Here is a 17,660-nt window from a genome sequence, read left to right as displayed (position 1 = left end):
CCACAGGTCCTCCACACCGCGCTGGTTGGCTGACCGTATGGCAGACATCGGCTACCTGGACGACGTGGCGGCGTCCCGCGCGGGCAACGACTACAAGCGCGCACTGCTGGACATCCTGGCCCCCACCCGCGCCCACACCGTGCTGGACATCGGCTGCAGCCCAGGCACCGACCTCCCCGCCCTGGCGGCACTGGCGGGCACCGCCATCGGCGTGGACCACGACCCGACGATGGTTGCCGAAGCCCACCGCCGCACCGCGGACCTGCCGAACGTCCGCGTCCTGACCGCCAACGCCCACGCCCTGCCCCTGCCCGACAACTCGATCGACCGCGCCCGCACCGACCGCGTCCTCCAACACGTCACGTCCCCGTCGGCGGCGCTCGCCGAACTCCACCGAGTCCTCCGCCCCGGCGGCTACGCGACCCTCGCCGAACCGGACTGGGAAACCCTTGCCGTCGACCCGGGCGCCCTCGACACGGGCCGCGCGTTCAGCCGTTTCGTCCGCACGGACGTCGTCCGCAACGCCGTGGTCGGGCGGCAGCTAGCCCGGTTGGCCTCGGAGGTGGGGTTGGAGGTCCGGTCGGTCGGTGCTCGCGTCCCGGTGTTCCGGGAGTTCGTCGAGGCTGATCGGATCCTCGGGTTGACGAGGAACGCGGAGCGGGCCGTGGTGGCGGGGCGGATCGGGCGGGGTGAAGCCGAGGAGTGGCTGACGGCGTTGACCACGGGTCCGTTCCTGGCGAGCGTGGTGTTGTACGTGGTGGTCGTGGGGGCCTGACCGCTACACCGACCCGGCCGCCTCCACGATCGCCCGGTACACCCGCTCCACGTCGGCCGGTGTCGTGCGCCAGTTGCTGAACGCCGCCCGCAGCGCCGGAACCCCCTGGTACACCGTCGGCGTCAGGAACGTCTCGCCCGACTCCGTGATCGCCCGCGCCACGGCCGCCCCGTCGCCCGGCGGGGTGAAGCAGACGACGTTGAGGCGTACCGGGGCGACGAGGTGGAAGCCGGGGGTGGTGGTGAGGAGGTTGCCCAAGGTCTGGGCGTTGGTGGTGTTCTGTTCGACGATGGCGCGGTGGCCCTCGGCGCCGTAGGCGGTGAGGGTGAACCAGGTCGGTAGGGCGCGGAGTCTGCGGGACGACTCCGGGGTCAGGTGGAGGAGGTCGGGGGTTTCCGTGGGCGGGGGTAGGTAGGCGCCGGTGTTCTGGAAGATCCGGACCTGGAGGTCCTGGCGGCGGGTGAACTGGACGGCCGCGTCGTACGGGACGTTGAGCCACTTGTGCAGGTCCACGCACACCGAGTCGGCCTCCGCCAGGCCGTCCACGAGGTGGGCGTGTGCGGGGGAGAGGGCGGCGAAACCGCCGAAGGCGGCGTCGACGTGCAGCCAGAACGGGAACTCGGTGCGGAGGGCGGCGATGGCGCGCAGGTCGTCGAAGTCGGTGGTGTTCACGGTGCCCGCGTTGGCCACGACCACGGCCGGACCGTCCAGCGACTCCAGTGCGCGGCGGAGTTCGGTGGTGTCCACGGCTTCGCGTCCGGGGAGCGTCGGGACCAAGCGGAGCTGGTCGCGGCCGATGCCGAGCATCGACAGGGCTTTGTGGACGGTGGAGTGGGGTGTGCCGGACAGGACGTGGATCGGGCCCAGTGCCTGCACGCCGGACGCGGCGACGGAGACGCCGCGCGACTCGCCCAGCCACTCGCGGGCGATGGCCAGGCCGACGAAGTTCGACATCGTGGCGCCGGTGACGAACGTTCCGGTGTGCTCGGGACCCAGGCCGAACAGGGTGGCGAGCCAGCGGACCGCCTCGCGCTCCAGGTCGGTCGCGCTGGATTCGCCCGCGACGGCGTTCTGGTCGAACGTGCTGGTCAACCAGTCACCCGCGAGGGCGGCGGGAGTGGTGCCACCGGTGACGAAACCAAGGTAGCGGGGACCCGCGCTGCCGGAGAAACCCGGTTCCCAGCGGCGGGCGAACTCGGCCAGCGCGGCGTCGAAGCCGATGCCGGACACCGGTAGCGGCGCGAACGCCGAGGAGGTCGGCGGGTGGGCGACGGGGCGGTCGCCCAGGCCCGCGAGGGCTCGTTCGGCGAAGCGGCGGGTCGACTCCAGCACCTCGGGCAGTGGTTCCACGGATCAGACGATAGGTCCGTCACGGGGTCGTGTCGCGGGCCAATCCGGCGGAAGTGGACTCACCGGGGTTCACCGGATCAGTGGGACAAAACGGTCTCTCACGGGGTCTGACCAGCGTCGACGAATCGGGTCGGGCATCCTGGCGTCGTCGCGATCCGGTCAGGTGGCAGGAGAACCATGAGCACGCCAGAACTCCTCGTTCCCGAGAGCGTCGACTCGCCGGTCCGGCCGAAACCGCCGGGCGGCCCGCTGTCGCGGTGGCTGCTGGCGAACCGGGTGCAGCCGGTCGGACCGGAGAGCGACGAGTCGCACGCGACGCCGCAGTCGTGGTGGAAGGTCATGTGCCTGACCGGGGTCGACTACTTCTCGACGCTGTCGTACCTGCCCGGCATCGCCGCGCTCGCCGCGGGCGCGCTGTCACCGCTGGCGACGCTGCTGATCGTCGCGCTGACGCTGCTGGGCATGCTCCCGATGTACCGCCGCGTGGCGAAGGAGAGCCCGCACGGCCAGGGGTCGGTGGCGATGCTGGAGAGCCTGCTGCCGTTCTGGCGCGGCAAGGTCTTCGTCCTGGTGCTGCTGGGGTTCGTGGCGACGTCGTGGATCATCACGATCACCCTGTCCTCCGCCGACGCGACCGTGCACATGCTGGAGAACCCGTTCCTGCCCGGCTTCCTGCACGGGCACGCGGTGCTGATCACGGTGGTGCTGCTGCTGATCCTCGGCGGGGTGTTCCTGCTGGGGTTCAGCGAGGCCGTCAGCGTCGCCATCCCGCTGGTGGGGCTGTTCCTGCTGCTGAACACGATCGTCGCCGTCGCGGGCCTGGTCGACGTGGTGGGCTCGCCGGACGCCGTCCAGCGCTGGCTGGACGCGCTCACCGCGGGCGGTGGCCTCGGGGACGTGGTCGGGCCCGCGATCCTCGCGTTCCCGCTGCTGGTGCTGGGGTTGTCCGGGTTCGAGACCGGCGTCAGCATGATGCCGCTGGTCGCCGCGGACGGGAAGACGGCGGAGGAACGCCTGGAGAGCCGGATCCGCAACACCCGCAAGCTGCTCACCGTCGCCGCGCTGATCATGTCCGTCTACCTGCTCGCGACCAGCTTCGTCACCACCGTGCTCGTGCCCGCCGAGGCGTTCCAGGAGGGCGGCGAGGCGAACGGCCGCGCGCTCGCCTACCTGGCACACCAGGAACTCGGCACCGCGTTCGGCACGCTCTACGACATCAGCAGCATCCTGATCCTGTGGTTCGCGGGCGCGTCGGCGATGGCGGGCCTGATCAACATCGTGCCGCGCTACCTGCCGTCCTACGGCATGGCGCCGGACTGGGGCCGGGCCGTCCGGCCGGTCGTGCTGGTGTACACGGTGATCAGCGTGCTGATCACCATCGGGTTCGGCGCGGTCGTCAACGCCCAGGCCGGTGCGTACGCGACCGGCATCCTGGCGATGATGGTGTCCGGCGCGGTCGCCGTGACCATCTCCGCGCTGCGGCGCAAGCAGAAGCGGGCCGTCGCGGGCTTCACCACCTTGACGCTCGTGCTGCTCTACGCGCTGGCGGAGAACGTCCGCGAGAAGCCGGACGGCATCGCGATCTCCGGGCTGTTCATCCTCGGCATCGTGGTCGTGTCACTGGTGTCGCGGGTGTCGCGCACGACGGAGCTGCGGGTCGACCGGCTGGAGTTCGACGAGGCCGCGCGCCGGTTCGTCACCGACTCGATCGCGTTCGACGGCGCCCTGAACCTGATCGCGAACCGCAGGCAGGCCGGTGACAAGGCCGAGTACGACGCGAAGGAGACCGAGCAGCGGTCGATGAACCCGGTGCCGGGCCGGGCGGACGTGCTGTTCCTGGAGATCGACGTGGACGACCCGTCGGGGTTCAGCGAGGTGCTCCGGGTGCGGGGCGTGGAGGTCGGCGGCCACCGGATCCTGCGCGCCCACAGCCCGGCCGCGCCCAACGCCATCGCGGCGATCCTGCTGTCGTTGCGCGACACCACGGGTGTGCGGCCGCACTGCTACTTCGAGTGGTCGGAGGGCAGCCCGCTCGGCCACCTGTTCCGCTACCTCATCCTCGGCCGCGGCGACACGGCGCCGGTCGTGCGCGAGGTGCTGCGCCAGAGCGACGACGACCCGGCCCGCCGCCCCGGCATCCACGTGGGCGGCTAGGAGGCGAAGAACTCCACCAGCAGCCGGTTGACCTCGGCGGGCTGCTCCAGGTAACCGAGGTGGCCCGCGTCGGCCACCTCGGCGTACCGCGAGCCGGGGATGACGTCGGCGACCTCGCGGGCCAGGTGCGGCGGCAGCGTGCGGTCGTCGGTGAACCCGACCACGAGGCAGGGCACGGTGATCCGGCGGTACTCCGCGAGCCGGTCGGTGAAGTCGTTGAGCGCCATCTGGGCCCGCACGCCCGCGCCGACGGAGGAGCCGCTGTACTCGAACAGCTCCAGCCAGTCCTTCGCCGTCCTGGGGTCGGCCAGCGTCGCGGGCGACAGGTAGCGCAGCGCGCTGAACGCCGCGTGGAACTTGGCGGGCAGCTTCACGCCCGAGTCGTGCAGTTCCCGTTCCCCCAGCGACAGCGAGTTGCGCACCGGGTCCGGGCTGCCGTAGGTCGCCAGCAGCGCGGCGTGCGACACCAGGTCCGGTCGGGCCAGCGCGAGCTCCTGCGTCACGCGCGCGCCGAGCGACGTGCCCGCCACCCTCGCCCGGCCACCGCCCAGGTGCTCGATCAGCGCCGCCGTGTCGCCGACCATGTCGTCGACGGTGAACCCGCCCGCGCACTCGTCGGTCGGCGGGATGCCGCGGTTGTCGAACGTCGCGACCCGGTAGCCCGCCGCGACCAGCGCGGGCACCTGGTGCGCGCGCCAGACGCCGCCGGGGCTCCCGGTGCCCATCACGAGCACGACGAGGTCGCCGTCTCCGACGACCTGGTAGTTGAGGGTGATCCCGTTGAGCGACGCGGACGGCATGCACGAATGCTTACGGCAGCACTGACGATGATGTCAACGCGACCGGGCCGGAAGTGCTGGTGGGCCACCGGGTTCGGGTTCCCGCACGCCCCGCGCGCCGGTGTCCACGGCACGCCCGCCGCGGTTGCGGCTACCGTGGAGGTTCACCGAGCGAGGGGGTTCGATGGCGAAGAACGGTCCCGTCTACGACCGGCGCGAGCAGTACGACCAGATCGTGAGCGGGCTGCTCGACGGCGAGCGCGTGATCGCGGTCTACGACGCCATCGGCGCGGGCACGGGGTTCATCGGCATCACCGACCTGCGGGTGATCATCCAGGACAAGTCCTTCATCGGGAAGAAGGTCGCGCTGGTCTCGGTGCCGTACTCGAAGATCAGCAGCGTCGCCGTGGTGTCGAACAAGAGCTTCGGCGGCAGCTTCTTCAGCACGTCGTCCATCGCCGTCACGGCGGGCACCCACGTGCACGAGATCGAGTTCCGCGGCTCGGACAAGGCCCACCACGTGCACAACGTGGTGCTGTGGCACATCACCCGCTAGGCCGTCGAGCCTGACCGGAAGCCGCGCCCACCACTCCTGGACGCGGCCTCCAACACGTTCGTCAGCCGTCGAACCGGCCGTGCCTCGCCGAGTCCACGAACGCGGCGAGCCGGGCCGGGTCGAACCGCAGGATCGGTCCCGCGGGATTCTTGCTGTCGCGCACCGCGTCTCCGGTGTGCGCCAACTCCACGCAGCTCGACTCCTGCCCGCTCCGGCTGGACTTCTTCCAGCGAATGGGCATCTCCACTCCAATCAGTTGACCAACTTGGCGATGGTCGAGGCCGTGTCCTCCTCGCTCAACGCCAACGCGCGGATCTGGTCCGCGGCGACCGCGTAGGCCTCGACATCGGCCTCGTCGTACAGGAACACCCCGCTCCGGTGGTGCTCAAGATGAACAATGGCGGGATCTTGTGGGAAGTCGAACTTGATGAACGGGCCCATGAGACCGGGATGCCAGCCGATCCCGGACGGCACCAAGCGGATGGAGACGTTGGGTAGTCCAGCCATCTTCAGGAGGTGGTGCAGTTGGTGCTGGTGCTCGTCATCTGACCCGATGGGGTTCTTGACGGCGGCCTCGCCGATCAGGGCGATCAGGTGCACGGGGTCGACGCGGTGAATCGCTTCGGCCCGACCCACCCGCAGGGTGATGCGCGTTTCCAGGTCTGCCGGGGTTGCCGGGCCACCGCCGAGAACCAGCCGCGCGTATCCGCCGGTCTGGAGCAGGCCGGGCATCAGTGCCGGTGACCAGTCGATGATGGTCTTCGCGGTGCGCTCGCACTCCATGACGCCCGCCAACTGCTGAGAGATGCCGGGGATGCCAGTGGTCAGCCAGTTCGGGTCGCTGGCGTTGTGCGCCAACTCCAGGATGCGGTTCCGCTCGGCGCCGGTGACACCGAGCGCGCCGAGCAGGGTGGCGACGTCCTCGGCCTTGGGGACGCGCTTCGCGTGCGCCCACTGGGACAGCGTCGTGTGGCTGATGCCCATGCCCTTGGCGATCGTCCGGAGGCTCGGCTCCGAGTCGTCCAGAACCTGCCGGATGGCGGACGCCAGCGCCCTCGTCCTGGGGGTACCAGCGGTGTCGGTCACGAACCACAGCCTACGGCGTACCCATTGGTGTTCGTCTGTCCCTCGATCGGTGCCTTGCACAATGGTTCGTGACCACTGAGTCTGGTGTCGAACCACGAACCACGAACCACACTCGAGAGGAGGCATCCGTGCCCGGATGCTTCGACTCCGCGCCACCGTCCGTTCCCGACGGCCGGACATGCGCGGCGGGCAGGCACCAGTGCGCGCGACGTGTCCGCAGCGCTAAGTGCGCCCGCCGCGCCCCGAAGTCCTTCCGCTCGACCAGATGGGAGTCGGGGTGCGGAGCGGCTGTGGAAGTGCTCGCTCCCGACGTGCCATGACTGCGCCGGGAGTGGACGACTTGGACGACGTGCGGGAGTGCTTGAGCAGGCTCGCTTTCGCGTTCACCGGACTGCTGGGGAACAAGCCCGATCCGGTCGTGGCGGCTGCTCGGCTGTGGGAGTTGGCGGGGATCGCGCGGGAGATCGGCGAACTGTGCGATCGGCGGGCGGCGGGTTTGTGCGGAGGGTTGGGGCGATGACGGTCGTGTGTGGTGAGGACTGATGGGGACCCGGCCGTTCCGGTGGTTTCCGCACGAGGGGCGCAGGCACGCGATCCCGGATGACCTGGTGGCCCGTGACGACGGGGCGACCTTGTGCGGGGTGGAGATCGTGGTGCCGCGTGATCGTGGTTCCAAGACGGCGTGGTGCTGGCCGACGTGCACGGCCTGTGAGGCGGCGTGGCGCGACCGCGAAGGCCTGCCGAAACGTCTTGTGTTCCACCGGTAGGGCGGCAACTACGCTCCCCGCATGGGAGACCGCCGAGCCGTCCTGTCCGGGTCCACGTTCGAGGAGTCGATCGGGTACGCGCGTGCCGTAGTGGACGGTGACTGGGTGTTCGTGTCCGGTACGACCGGGTTCGACTACGCCACGATGACGATCTCCGACGACGTGGTCGAGCAGGTGGAGCAGTGCCTGGCGAACATCGGCGCGGCCCTGACCGAGGCGGGCTGTTCGTTCGCCGACGTGGTCCGGGTCCGCTACCTGGTCCCGGATCCGGCCGACTTCGAACCGTGCTGGCCCGCGCTGCGCAGGACCTTCGCCGACGTCCGGCCCGCGGCCACGATGATGTCCGTGGGGCTCGCCGACCCCCGCATGCGGATCGAGATCGAGGTCACGGCCCGCAGGCGCCACAGCTAGCGCGGTCCGTTGGCCGACCACTCGATGGCGGGGCAGCGGTCCATGACCATGGACAGCCCCGCCTCGCGGGTCCGGTCGAACGCGGGTTCGTCGACCACGTCGAGCTGGAACCACACGGCCTTCGCGCCGATCGCGACGGCTTCGTCGGCGACCGCGCCCGCGTCGGCCGAACGGCGGAACACGTCCACGCAGTCGACCGGGAACGGGATGTCCGCGAGTGACGCGTAGCCCTGCTCGCCGTGCACGGTGGCCGCGCTCGGGTGCACCGGCACGATCCGCTTCCCGTGCTGCTGGAGGAACTTCGCCACCCCGTAGGCGGCGCGCGACGGGTTGTCGCCCAGCCCGACGATGGCCCAGGTGTCGCACTTCGCGAGCACTTCGCGGATGGTGTCCCGATCGCCCCACGGCTCGTTCGTCATCCACCGATCGTACGTCCCGGCCGAGTATGAACATTTAATGAAACACTTTCGCATCCGTCGCGCGTCCGTGATCCTGGGCCCATCCGCCCGCCGCGGAGGATCCGAGAGGACACTTGATGCGCGCCATCCGCTCAGCCGTCGTCGCCGCCCTGCTGGCCGGACTGGTCGTGCCGACCGCCAGGGCCGACGTCCCCGCGCCGGGCCAGTTCTACCTCCAGAGCGTCGCGACCGGCCTGAACGCCGCGGTCACCGGCAACACCGTCGACCAGCACCGCCCGAAGGGCAACGAGGACCACCAGCAGTGGAACCTGCGCTCCGACGGACGCCTCGAAGAGGGCGGCCGGTGCCTCGGCCGGTCCGGCGACCAGGCCGCGATGCAGGCCTGCGACAGCGCGGACACCCGCTGGGAGATCAGCTCCGACGGCGACCTGCTGCGGTTCAAGGTGCCCGGCGCGGACCGCTACCTCAAGCCCGCCACCCCGTTGGCGATCGGCGCGGGCGGCGACCAGTGGTACCTGACGCCCGTGACGCCGAACCGGCAGCCCGCGCTGCCGGACGGTGAGCGGACGCTCGACCAGGTCACGTTCCTGACGTCCCACAACGCCTACGCGAACGGCGTGGACGGCGGCTTCGCGCCCCCGTTCGTGAACCTGTTCCCCAACCAGGCGCGCGGGATCACCCAGCAGCTCAACGACGGCGTGCGCGGGTTCATGCTGGACATCCACCAGACCTCCGACGGCGCGATCCTGTGCCACAACAGTTGCAGCCTCGTCAGCAAGCCGGTCGCGCTGTGGGTCGACGTCCAGCGGATCGTGGACTTCCTCAACGCCAACAGGAACGAGTTCGTCACCGTCTTCCTGGAGGACTACGTCTCCGCCGACGTGCTGCGCGCCGAACTGGCGCGCGTCAACGGGCTCCAGAACGTGCTGTTCCGGCCGGACCAGACCGGGGTGCGGCAGAACGGCTGGCCGACGATGGCCGACCTGCGGGCCCGCAACCAGCGGCTGCTGATCTTCACCGACCACGGCGCGGACGGCCGGGAGAGCTCCGGCGTGCAGTACCAGCGCGACTGGACCGTGGAGAACTACTGGTCCATGGGCGCGGGCGTCGGCGCGTCCGACTGGTCCTGCTACAGCCGCTGGAACGACATCCCGCTGTCCCGCACCGAAGGCGGGTTCCGCAGGCTGTTCGTGATGAACCACTTCCGGGACGTCCCGATGACCGGCACGGTCACCGACGACAACACCAAGCTGACCAACCGCGCCCAGCGCTTCTGCGAGCCCGCGGCCCGCAAGAAGCCGACGTTCCTCGCCGTTGACCACTACCACCTCGGCAACCCGAGGGCGGCGGTCGACACCCTCAACACCTACCGCTACTAGCCCAGCAGGGCCAGGCCCGACGGCTTGGGCAGCGCGCAGCCCGGCGCGGACAGCGTGAACGCGCTGTCCGCGCCGATGCACGCCACGGCGAGGTGCGTCTGCTGCCCGTAGCCGATGCCGCGCCGCACGGTGACCGCGCCCGCCTCGTCGACCTCGCACGGGTTGTTCTGGGTGCAGCGCTTGCCGTTCTCGTTCACCGTGTTGTTGACGCCGACGACCTTGCCGGTCCCGGCGTCGACGATCGGCGAGCCGGACGTGCCGCCGATCGTGTCGCACGGCGCGGTGTACCGGATCGAGTCGCGCCACGTCCACGCGCCCTCGCGCAGCTCGTGCGCGAACCCGTCCAGCCCGCAGGAGTACAGCCGCTTCCAGTACCCGGACACGACGCGGATGTCCGCGCCCGTGGCAGGCCGCCGGGGCGAGAGCTCCAACGCCCTGGAACCCAGCGCCTCCACGTCCGCGTAGGTCTGGTCGAGCCGGAAGAACGCCACGTCGGTGGTCGTCATCGTGGCGTACGCGACGGACTTCGCCCGCAGCGTCCCCAGCGTCGACCCGCCGGTGGAGTCGAGCAGCGTGAACGTCTTCTCGCTCGGCTGCCCCACGACCACCTCGCCCGCCGCCATCAGCTTCACGCAGTGCCCGTTGGACATGACCAGCGCCGTGTCGGTCGGCTTCGCCGTCGGCGTCCGCACCACCGCTCCCGAGCAGCCGCTCAGCGCCACGATCCCGGTGAAGTCCACGCCCGTCACCGCGCCCGCGGGCGCGACGGGCGCGATCAGGACCAGTGCGGTGCCGATCACGGCGGCGAGCGAGCGCTTGATCATGGCTGGATCAAACCAGGACCGGCCCGCTCCCCACGACTTCCTTCCCCCGATCGAGTTAGCCCAGCGGGGGTGGCGGTGACCGGTAGGTCGCGGGCGTGCGGGACAGCCTGATCGGGTTCGCCACCAGGTCGAGCCCGTCCACCGACACCACGGGCTCCAGACCGAGCCCCGCGGCGAGGTCAAACGCCCCGGCCAGGTCGTTCACCGGGCCGCACGGGACGCCCAGCGGCGTGAGGGTGTCGAACCAGTGCCGCGCGGTGCCGGTGCGGAGCCGCGGCCCCAGCAGCGCCATCAGCTCGTCCACGTGCGCGACCCGGTCGGTGTTCGCCGCGAACCGGGGGTCCGCCGCCAGCGCGGGCACGTCGAGCGCCGCGCAGAGCCGGGCGAACTGCCGGTCGTTGCCCACCGCCAGCACCATCGGCCGGTCCGCGGTCTCCACCAGCTCGTACGGCGCGATCGACGGGTGCCGGTTGCCCATGATCCCCGGCACGACGCCCGCCGCCGTGTACCCGGCGCTCTGGTTGACCATCGACGACAGCAGCACCGACAGCAGGTCCACCTCGACGAGCTGGCCCTCGCCGGTGGCGTCGCGGTGCCGCAGCGCGGCCAGGACCCCCACCGCCGCGTGCACCCCGGTCAGCACGTCCACCAGCGCCACACCCGTCTTCACCGGCTCGCCCGGCCGCGCGCCGGTCACGCTCATCAGCCCGCCGACGGCCTGCGCGAGCAGGTCGTAACCCGGCAGGTCGCGGCCCCGGCCCGCGCCGAAGCCGGTGACCGAGCAGTAGACCAGTCCGGGGTGGACGGTCCGCAGGTCCTCGTAGGACAGTCCGAACCGGGCCATCGTGCCCGGCCGGAAGTTCTCCACCACGACGTCCGCGCCGAGCACCAGCTCCCGCGCAGCCGACTTGCCCTCCACAGTGGACAGGTCCAGCACGGTGGACGTCTTGTTCCGGTTCACCGACAGGAAGTACGTGGCCACCCCGCCCGCGTGCGGCGGACCCCAGGCGCGCGTCTCGTCGCCGCGCGGGTGCTCGACCTTGACCACCTCGGCGCCCAGGTCGGCGAGCAGCATCGTGGCGTACGGAGCGGCCAGCACCCGGCCGAAGTCGGCGACGACCAGCCCGCCGAGCGCGCTCACGTCACCTGCCCCTTGAGCCGCATCGCGGCCAGCACCCGGTCCTGCGCCAGCGCGCGGGCGGCGTGGTGCGTGGTCACGCCGAGCCGGGCCGACTCGCGCACCACGAGCGCGGCGTTCGCCCGCAGCTTCGACGAGACGGCGGTCATCACGGTCGACGGCGCGACGGGGAACGGCGAGTAGCGCGCGTCCATCCCGAACGCGGCGGCGATGATCCCGCCCGCGTTGGCGATGAAGTCCGGCACGACCGTGATCCCCCGAGCCGCCAGCACCTCCTGCGCGGCGGCCGTGGTCGGCAGGTTCGCGCCCTCCACCACCATCCCGGCGGTGATCCGCCCTGCCCAGTCCTTGTCGATCACGTCCTGCGTCGCGGCGGGCACCAGCACGTCGCACGGCGCCAGCAGCTCCTTGCCCAGCGGCAGCACGCGCCCGTACTCGCCGACGGCCGCGTCGCCCAGCTCCTCCCGCAGCGCCAGCAGCCGCGGCACGTCGAGCCCGTCCGGGTCGTGCAGGGCGCCGTGCACCGACGACACCGCCACCACGAGTGCCCCCAGCTCGGCGAACCGCTTCGCCGCCGCCGCGCCGACCGCGCCGAACCCCTGGATCGCGACCCGCTTGCCGCGCAACGACTCCGACAGCTCGTCGGCCACCTCGGCCACGCCGAACCCGGTCACGCCCAGCTCGTCGTAAGGCAGTCCGCCCAGCGCGGCGGGCGCGCCCATCATCGCGCCGCGGTCGCCCAGCTCGTCCTGCACGATCGCCGCGTCCCGCTCGTTCAGCCCGACGTCCAGGCCCAGCACGTACTCGCCGGGCACCTCGTTGGACAGGGCGCGCGCGAACGCCCGCAGCGCGCCCTCCTTGCCCGGCGACGCGGGGTCGAACTTGATCCCCGCCTTGGCGCCGCCGAAGAACAGGTCGACCGCGGCCCACTTCCACGTCATCACCCGCGCCAGCCGGGCGACCTCGCCGGTCGTCACGTCCGGGCCCATCCGGGTGCCGCCCTTGCCCATGCCGCGGGCGGTGTTGTCGATGACCAGCACGCCCTTCATCCCGGAGCGGCGGTCGGAGACCGCGACGACCTTCTCCGGTCCCCACTCGTCCATGAGTTGCAGCACGTCGGTCATCGGGTCCCTCAGACGGTGTTGAGTTCGGGCCGGTGGGTGTTCGAGGCGAACCTGTTCGCGTCCAAGGTAGACACGTCTATGTCCGGCTCGCGCCCGAGGTACAGGTCGCGCACGACCTCACCCACGGCGGGACCCTGGAGGAACCCGTGGCCGGAGAAGCCGGTGGCGTAGAGGAACCGGCCGGGGGCCTCCCCGATCAGCGCGTTGTGGTCCGGCGTGACCTCGTACAGCCCGGCCCAGCCGCTCACGATCCCGACGTCGAGCAGGCTCGGCGCGCGGACGCCGATCGCCTCGGCCAGCCGCGGCAGCCACTCGTCGGACCGGTCGAGGTGGAAACCCGGCTCCTGCTGGGGGTCCGACATCCCCATGAGCAGCCCACGACCCTCGCGGTGGAAGTAGAACGACGATGCGAAGTCGATGGTGAACGGCACGACCGGGGCCAGGTCCGGGATCGGCCCGGTGCACACGACCTGCCGCCGCAGCGGCGTGACCGGCAGGTCGACGCCGACGAACCCGCCGATCCGCTGCGACCACGCCCCCGCCGCGCACACCACGGTCGACGTCCGGATGACGCCCCGGTTCGTGACCACGGCGCTGATCCCGTCGGCGTCGGACAGGATGTCCACGACCTCGGTGCGCGTGCGCAGCACGGCCCCCAGCCGCCGGGCCGCCGTCGCGTACCCGAGCACCACCGACTCCGGCGTGCAGTGCCCGTCGTCGGGGGAGTAGGTGGCGGCCAGCAGCCCGTCGGTGGAGATCAGCGGCGACAGCGCCTTCGCCTCGGCCACGTCCAGCATCCGGCTCGGCACGCCGAGCGCGTTCTGCACCTCGACGTTCCGCTCGAACGCCGCCACCGTCTCCTGGTCCGACAGCAGGAACAGGTACCCGGTCCGGTGCAGGTCGATCTCCTGGCCGGGCCGGTCCCCGAACCGCGCGAACGCCTCCAGGCTGCGCGCCCCGAGCCGGATGTTGACCTCGTCGGAGAACTGCGCCCGCACGCCGCCCGCGGCCTTGCTCGTCGACCCCGCGCCGAGTTCGTCGCGCTCCACCAGCACGACGTTCCGCACGCCCGCCTCGGCGAGGTGGAAGGCGGTGCTGACGCCCATCACCCCGCCGCCGATCACGACGACGTCAGCGGAGGCGGAAGTCAAGGTCCGCCTCGATCTCGACGGTGTCCATCTGCGCCTTCTGCAACGACCCCGAGTAGTCCCAGTTCATCGACTGCCAGCGGGTGAACTGGTCGAGCACCCACACGCCGGACTGCCGGGACCCGTTGCCGGACCTGCCGTTCCCGCCGAACGGCAGGTGCGCCTCCGCGCCGGACGTCGAGTTGTTCACGCTCACCATGCCCGCGCCGATCCCGGCCCGGAAGCGGAACGCCTTGGCCGGGTCGGTCGTGTAGATCGCGCAGGACAGCCCGTAGCCGGGCAGGTTCCCCAGCTCGACCGCCTCGTCCAGGTCGCGGTAGGTCGTGACGCCGATGATCGGCCCGAATGCCTCCTGGAGGAACAGCTCGTCGTCCGGCCGCACCCCGTCGACGATCGTCGGGTGGAAGTAGAGCCCCCTCTCGAAGGCGCCGACGAACCCCTTGCGCGGGTTGTCCCTGGTGATCCGCCCGGTTCCGCTGGACCCGCGCACCGCGTGGTGGGGCCGGATCGCGGCGAGCGAGCGCTCGAAGCCCGCCGCGAACTTCGCGTCCAGCAGCGGGCCGAAGAGGACGTCCTCGGCCGGGTCGCCCACCACGGCGTCCTCCGTCGCCACGACCAGCCGCCGGAGGAACTCGGCGTGCACCGACTCGTGCACGATCGCCGTGCCCAACGACGTGCACCGCTGCCCGGCGGACCCGAACCCGGCGAACAGCGCGCCCCGCACCGCCAGGTCCAGGTCGGCGTCCTCGGTCACGACCATGGGGTTCTTGCCGCCGAGTTCGAGGCACGGCGTCTGGAGGTGCCGCCCGCACAGCTCGCCGATCCGCGCGCCGACCTCGGTGGACCCGGTGAACCCGACCTTGTCCACCAACCCCTCCGCCAGCGCGCCCTCCAGCCCCTCGAACGTCTGCTCCCCGTCGGAGAACACGATGTTGAGGACGCCTTCGGGCAGCCCGGCGCTGCTGAAGACGTCGTAGAACGCCTGAGCGGACGCGGCGGAGTACTCGGCGGGCTTCCACACCACCGTGTTCCCGCACAGCAGCGCGGGCACGACGTACCAGGACGGCACCGCCACCGGGAAGTTGCCCGCCGTGATGATCGCGGCCACGCCGACCGGGTTCCGGAACGTGAACAACTGCTTGTCCGCCATCTCCGACGGCACGGTCTGGCCGTAGAGCCGCCGCCCTTCGCCGAGGAAGAACGAGCAGGTGTCGACGATCTCCTGAACCTCGCCACGGGCCTCGGCCAGGGGTTTCCCGATCTCACGGGTCACCAGCCTGGCAAGAGCCTCGGCGTTCGCGGACACCAGCCGTCCGATGTTGCCGATGACCTCACCGCGCACCGGTGCGGGCACCGCGGCCCACGACCTCTGCGCGGCCCTGGCCCGTCGCGCGGCCTCCACCAGCGCGGACCCCGGCAGCAGCTCGACCGACGTGACCACGTCGTCCACGTCGAGCGGACTGGTCGACGTGTAGACGTACCCAGGCGACATGGCATCAGCCTGCTGTGCGCACCGAGGGGTTGCCAAGCCCCCGCGAGGTGGAACATCACGGGGGCGAGCACGAGCCGAATCGAAACAACCGGAAATCGGGAGGAGATCCCACCGCAACAAATGATCTCCCTAAACGCGGTTCACTCGCCCTTGGTCCCGTCGGCCAGCTCCCGCAGGAAATCCAGGTGCCCGACATGTCGGGCCGTTTCCTGAATCACGTGCACGAGTACCCACCGCACCGTCTTGTCGTCCGGCAAAGCGGTCGGTTCATCCGGTCCGCGCCCTTCCAACGCGCGTGCCGACAACACCCACTCCGCCTGGTAATCGGAGATCACCGTCTCCGGCGTCTCGTCATCCCGGAAAACCCACGAGGCGTCCGCGTCGACGCCCCACAGCGACGGCAGGTCGGCTCCACCGCCCACGATCGACATCCAGTACCGCTCCACGGCCGTCAGGTGCTTCAGCACGCCCATCGCGGTCACCACCGGCGAGGTGGCCAGCGGAGCGGCGGCCCCCAGCGCCCGGCTCAGCCCGGCGACCTTCGACGTGGCGGTCAACCGCAGGAAGTCCAGGAACTCCCACTGCAACCGCAACTCGTCCGTCGCGTACGTCTCCGGCCAGCGGCGTTCAGGCAGGTTCGAACTCATGTTCGACACCTTAGCGCCGCCGGTACCACCGGGGCGAGGTCGTCGGCGGCGGCTTCAGCCGGGCCCGGACCACCAGCAGGTTCGGCCCGTCGGCGGCCGCGAACTCCGCCAACCGCGCCCCGAACACCGGCCCGAACCCGTCCACCGCCACGGCGGGCACCCCGAAACTCCGGGCCAGGGCCACGAAGTCCGGCGTCAGCAGGTCCACCCCGGCGGCGGGGTGACCGGCGATCTCCTGGTCGTACCGCAACATCCCGTACCCGCCGTCGTCCACGACCACCACGGTCACCGGCAACCGCTCCTGCGCCACGGTCGCGAGATCCCCGCAGGCAAACAGGAAACCGCCGTCCCCGCAGATCGCCACCGCCCGGCCGGCCACCGACGCCCCCACGGCCGCCGGGAAGCCGAAGCCGAGCGTCCCCCACCCCACCGGGTAGGCCAGTCCCCGAGGCCGCGGCACCCGGTGGAAACCGCCGACCCAGTAGCCCGCGACGCACATGTCCGCCACCAGCGTCGCGGACACGCCTTCCAGCGCCGCCAGCAGGTACGCCGCCTCCGGCGACTCGTCCGCGACGATTCGCCGCACCGCCGCGTTGACCCCGCTGACCAGATCCACCACCGGCACGGCGGGCGGCAGTGCCGGGACCAACGCCCGCAGCACCCGCCGGGCGTCACCGACCAGCACCACGTCCGCCGGGTAGTTCTTCGACGCCTCAACGGCGTCCACGTTGATCGCCAGCAACCGAGGAGGCCGCGGCATGGCCCAGTTCTGCGTCGACATCCCGTCGAAGTCGGTCCCGATGGCGATGACCAGATCCGCCGAGTCCCACAGCTCACCGACCTCCGGGACGTGCGCGGGCCCGTTCACCGCGTACGGGTGGTCGACCGGCAGCACCCCGCGCGCCCCGAACGTCGTCAGCACCGGCGCCCCGATCCGCACCGCCAGTTCCCCGACGTCGGCGCCCGACCGCGCCGCCCCACCGCCCGCCCAGATCACCGGCCGCGAAGCCCCCGCGATCAGCGCCACCGCCTCGCCGAGGTCAGGCAGCGGACCGTCCTCATCGGACTCGAACGCGGCCGGGGCCGCCGGGGCGACCAGGAAGTCCGTCGGGATCCCGAGGTACACCGGGCCCTGCGCACCGGACGAAGCCACGCCCACCGCCCGGTGCGCGTACGACGCGAGCGAGTCCGCGGACGGCACGGTCCACGCGTCCTTGACCACCGGCCGGAACATCCCGGCCTGGTCGCGCGTCTCGTGCAGCACACCCCGGTGCACGCCGGGAACCCGCAGGGTGGAGGGGATGTCGGTGGCGATCACCACGACGGGGGACCCGGACGCCATCGCCTCCCCGACCGCCCCCAGCGTGTTCGCCGCGCCCGGCCCGGTCGTCACCACGGCCACGCCCACCCGCCCGGTGGCCCGCGCGTACCCGTCCGCCGCGTACACCGCCGTCTGCTCGTGCCGGACCCCGATCATCCTGATCCCGGACCCGCGCAGCGCCTCCCACACGGCCAGGTTGTGCACCCCCGGCAGGCCGAACACCACCTCGACGTCGTGCGAGGCGAGCACTTCGAGCAGGCGGCGGGCTCCGGTGACCATGGGCCCGACGG

At 71.4% G+C, this 17,660-nt stretch carries 19 protein-coding genes; 7 read left to right on the top strand and 12 right to left on the bottom strand.

Going from position 1 to position 17,660, the window contains the following annotated elements; translation table 11 throughout:
* Nucleotides 1-37: 37 nt before the first annotated feature.
* Complete coding sequence (locus NZH93_RS15055; protein WP_259623685.1) at nucleotides 38-775, top strand: methyltransferase domain-containing protein; 738 nt, start codon at nucleotides 38-40, stop codon at nucleotides 773-775.
* A 3-nt stretch (nucleotides 776-778) separates the two neighbouring features.
* Here the strand turns inward: NZH93_RS15055 and NZH93_RS15050 are convergent, their stop codons facing one another.
* A complete protein-coding gene (locus NZH93_RS15050) occupies nucleotides 779-2,125 on the bottom strand; it encodes a pyridoxal phosphate-dependent decarboxylase family protein (RefSeq protein WP_259623684.1) in 1,347 nt (448 codons plus the stop codon).
* A 177-nt stretch (nucleotides 2,126-2,302) separates the two neighbouring features.
* On the opposite strand from NZH93_RS15050, the gene NZH93_RS15045 reads away from it, so the two are divergent.
* Nucleotides 2,303-4,279 carry an APC family permease gene (locus NZH93_RS15045; protein WP_259623683.1) on the top strand — a complete coding sequence of 659 codons (1,977 nt, stop codon included), beginning with the start codon at nucleotides 2,303-2,305 and terminating at the stop codon, nucleotides 4,277-4,279.
* Here the strand turns inward: NZH93_RS15045 and NZH93_RS15040 are convergent.
* The gene (locus NZH93_RS15040; RefSeq protein ID WP_259623682.1) at nucleotides 4,276-5,079 is read right to left on the bottom strand and encodes an alpha/beta fold hydrolase; all 804 of its coding nucleotides are present in this window, start codon (nucleotides 5,077-5,079) and stop codon (nucleotides 4,276-4,278) included. The genes NZH93_RS15045 and NZH93_RS15040 overlap by 4 nt on opposite strands.
* A 163-nt stretch (nucleotides 5,080-5,242) precedes the next feature.
* On the opposite strand from NZH93_RS15040, the gene NZH93_RS15035 reads away from it, so the two are divergent.
* Nucleotides 5,243-5,614, top strand: a complete 372-nt coding sequence (locus tag NZH93_RS15035; protein WP_259623681.1) for a PH domain-containing protein — start codon at nucleotides 5,243-5,245, stop codon at nucleotides 5,612-5,614.
* 61 nt (nucleotides 5,615-5,675) lie between these two features.
* Here the strand turns inward: NZH93_RS15035 and NZH93_RS15030 are convergent, their stop codons facing one another.
* Together NZH93_RS15030 and NZH93_RS15025 are read right to left on the bottom strand one after the other, a co-directional pair.
* Complete coding sequence (locus tag NZH93_RS15030; RefSeq protein ID WP_259623680.1) at nucleotides 5,676-5,855, bottom strand: DUF397 domain-containing protein; 180 nt, start codon at nucleotides 5,853-5,855, stop codon at nucleotides 5,676-5,678.
* 11 nt (nucleotides 5,856-5,866) lie between these two features.
* A complete protein-coding gene (locus NZH93_RS15025; protein WP_259623679.1) occupies nucleotides 5,867-6,700 on the bottom strand; it encodes a helix-turn-helix domain-containing protein in 834 nt (277 codons plus the stop codon).
* Between the two features lie 316 nt (nucleotides 6,701-7,016).
* Between NZH93_RS15025 and NZH93_RS15020 the strand changes: the two genes are divergently transcribed.
* From NZH93_RS15020 to NZH93_RS15010, 3 genes are read left to right on the top strand one after another with little or no spacing between them, the layout of a single operon-like run.
* Entirely contained in the window at nucleotides 7,017-7,220 is a 204-nt protein-coding gene (locus NZH93_RS15020) for a hypothetical protein (protein ID WP_259623678.1), read from the top strand.
* Between the two features lie 22 nt (nucleotides 7,221-7,242).
* Nucleotides 7,243-7,467: an HC3 family zinc finger protein gene (locus tag NZH93_RS15015; RefSeq protein WP_259623677.1), complete on the top strand. Its 225-nt coding sequence runs from the start codon at nucleotides 7,243-7,245 to the stop codon at nucleotides 7,465-7,467.
* A gap of 21 nt (nucleotides 7,468-7,488) precedes the next feature.
* Nucleotides 7,489-7,878 (top strand): RidA family protein, encoded by a 390-nt coding sequence (locus NZH93_RS15010; RefSeq protein WP_259623676.1) that lies wholly within the window; start codon nucleotides 7,489-7,491, stop codon nucleotides 7,876-7,878.
* On the opposite strand, the gene NZH93_RS15005 is transcribed toward NZH93_RS15010, so the two are convergent.
* On the bottom strand, nucleotides 7,875-8,297 hold the full coding sequence (locus NZH93_RS15005) for a CoA-binding protein (RefSeq protein ID WP_259623675.1): 423 nt from the start codon (nucleotides 8,295-8,297) through the stop codon (nucleotides 7,875-7,877). The two genes, NZH93_RS15010 and NZH93_RS15005, sit on opposite strands and share 4 nt — an antisense overlap.
* Before the next feature lie 116 nt (nucleotides 8,298-8,413).
* On the opposite strand from NZH93_RS15005, the gene NZH93_RS15000 reads away from it, so the two are divergent.
* A complete protein-coding gene (locus NZH93_RS15000) occupies nucleotides 8,414-9,676 on the top strand; it encodes a phosphoinositide-specific phospholipase C-related protein (protein ID WP_259623674.1) in 1,263 nt (420 codons plus the stop codon).
* Here NZH93_RS15000 and NZH93_RS14995 read toward each other — a convergent pair.
* From NZH93_RS14995 to NZH93_RS14965, 7 genes are all read right to left on the bottom strand, one after another.
* Nucleotides 9,673-10,500 (bottom strand): S1 family peptidase, encoded by an 828-nt coding sequence (locus tag NZH93_RS14995; RefSeq protein WP_259623673.1) that lies wholly within the window; start codon nucleotides 10,498-10,500, stop codon nucleotides 9,673-9,675. The genes NZH93_RS15000 and NZH93_RS14995 overlap by 4 nt on opposite strands.
* A gap of 55 nt (nucleotides 10,501-10,555) precedes the next feature.
* Nucleotides 10,556-11,641: a CaiB/BaiF CoA transferase family protein gene (locus NZH93_RS14990; protein WP_259623672.1), complete on the bottom strand. Its 1,086-nt coding sequence runs from the start codon at nucleotides 11,639-11,641 to the stop codon at nucleotides 10,556-10,558.
* A complete protein-coding gene (locus tag NZH93_RS14985) occupies nucleotides 11,638-12,762 on the bottom strand; it encodes a Glu/Leu/Phe/Val family dehydrogenase (protein ID WP_259623671.1) in 1,125 nt (374 codons plus the stop codon). Before NZH93_RS14985 ends, NZH93_RS14990 begins: the two co-directional genes overlap by 4 nt.
* Before the next feature lie 8 nt (nucleotides 12,763-12,770).
* Nucleotides 12,771-13,913, bottom strand: a complete 1,143-nt coding sequence (locus tag NZH93_RS14980; RefSeq protein ID WP_259623670.1) for an NAD(P)/FAD-dependent oxidoreductase — start codon at nucleotides 13,911-13,913, stop codon at nucleotides 12,771-12,773.
* Entirely contained in the window at nucleotides 13,894-15,402 is a 1,509-nt protein-coding gene (locus tag NZH93_RS14975) for an aldehyde dehydrogenase family protein (protein WP_259623669.1), read from the bottom strand. Before NZH93_RS14975 ends, NZH93_RS14980 begins: the two co-directional genes overlap by 20 nt.
* Nucleotides 15,403-15,542: 140 nt before the next feature.
* Entirely contained in the window at nucleotides 15,543-16,049 is a 507-nt protein-coding gene (locus NZH93_RS14970; protein ID WP_259623668.1) for a mycothiol transferase, read from the bottom strand.
* A 10-nt stretch (nucleotides 16,050-16,059) separates the two neighbouring features.
* Complete coding sequence (locus NZH93_RS14965; protein ID WP_259623667.1) at nucleotides 16,060-17,649, bottom strand: thiamine pyrophosphate-binding protein; 1,590 nt, start codon at nucleotides 17,647-17,649, stop codon at nucleotides 16,060-16,062.
* Between the last annotated feature and the right edge of the window lie 11 nt (nucleotides 17,650-17,660).

Source organism: Umezawaea endophytica (assembly GCF_025061645.1).
GTDB lineage: Bacteria > Actinomycetota > Actinomycetes > Mycobacteriales > Pseudonocardiaceae > Umezawaea > Umezawaea endophytica.
Note: the sequence above shows the minus strand (reverse complement) of the source record. Positions and strands in the feature narration are given on the sequence as shown.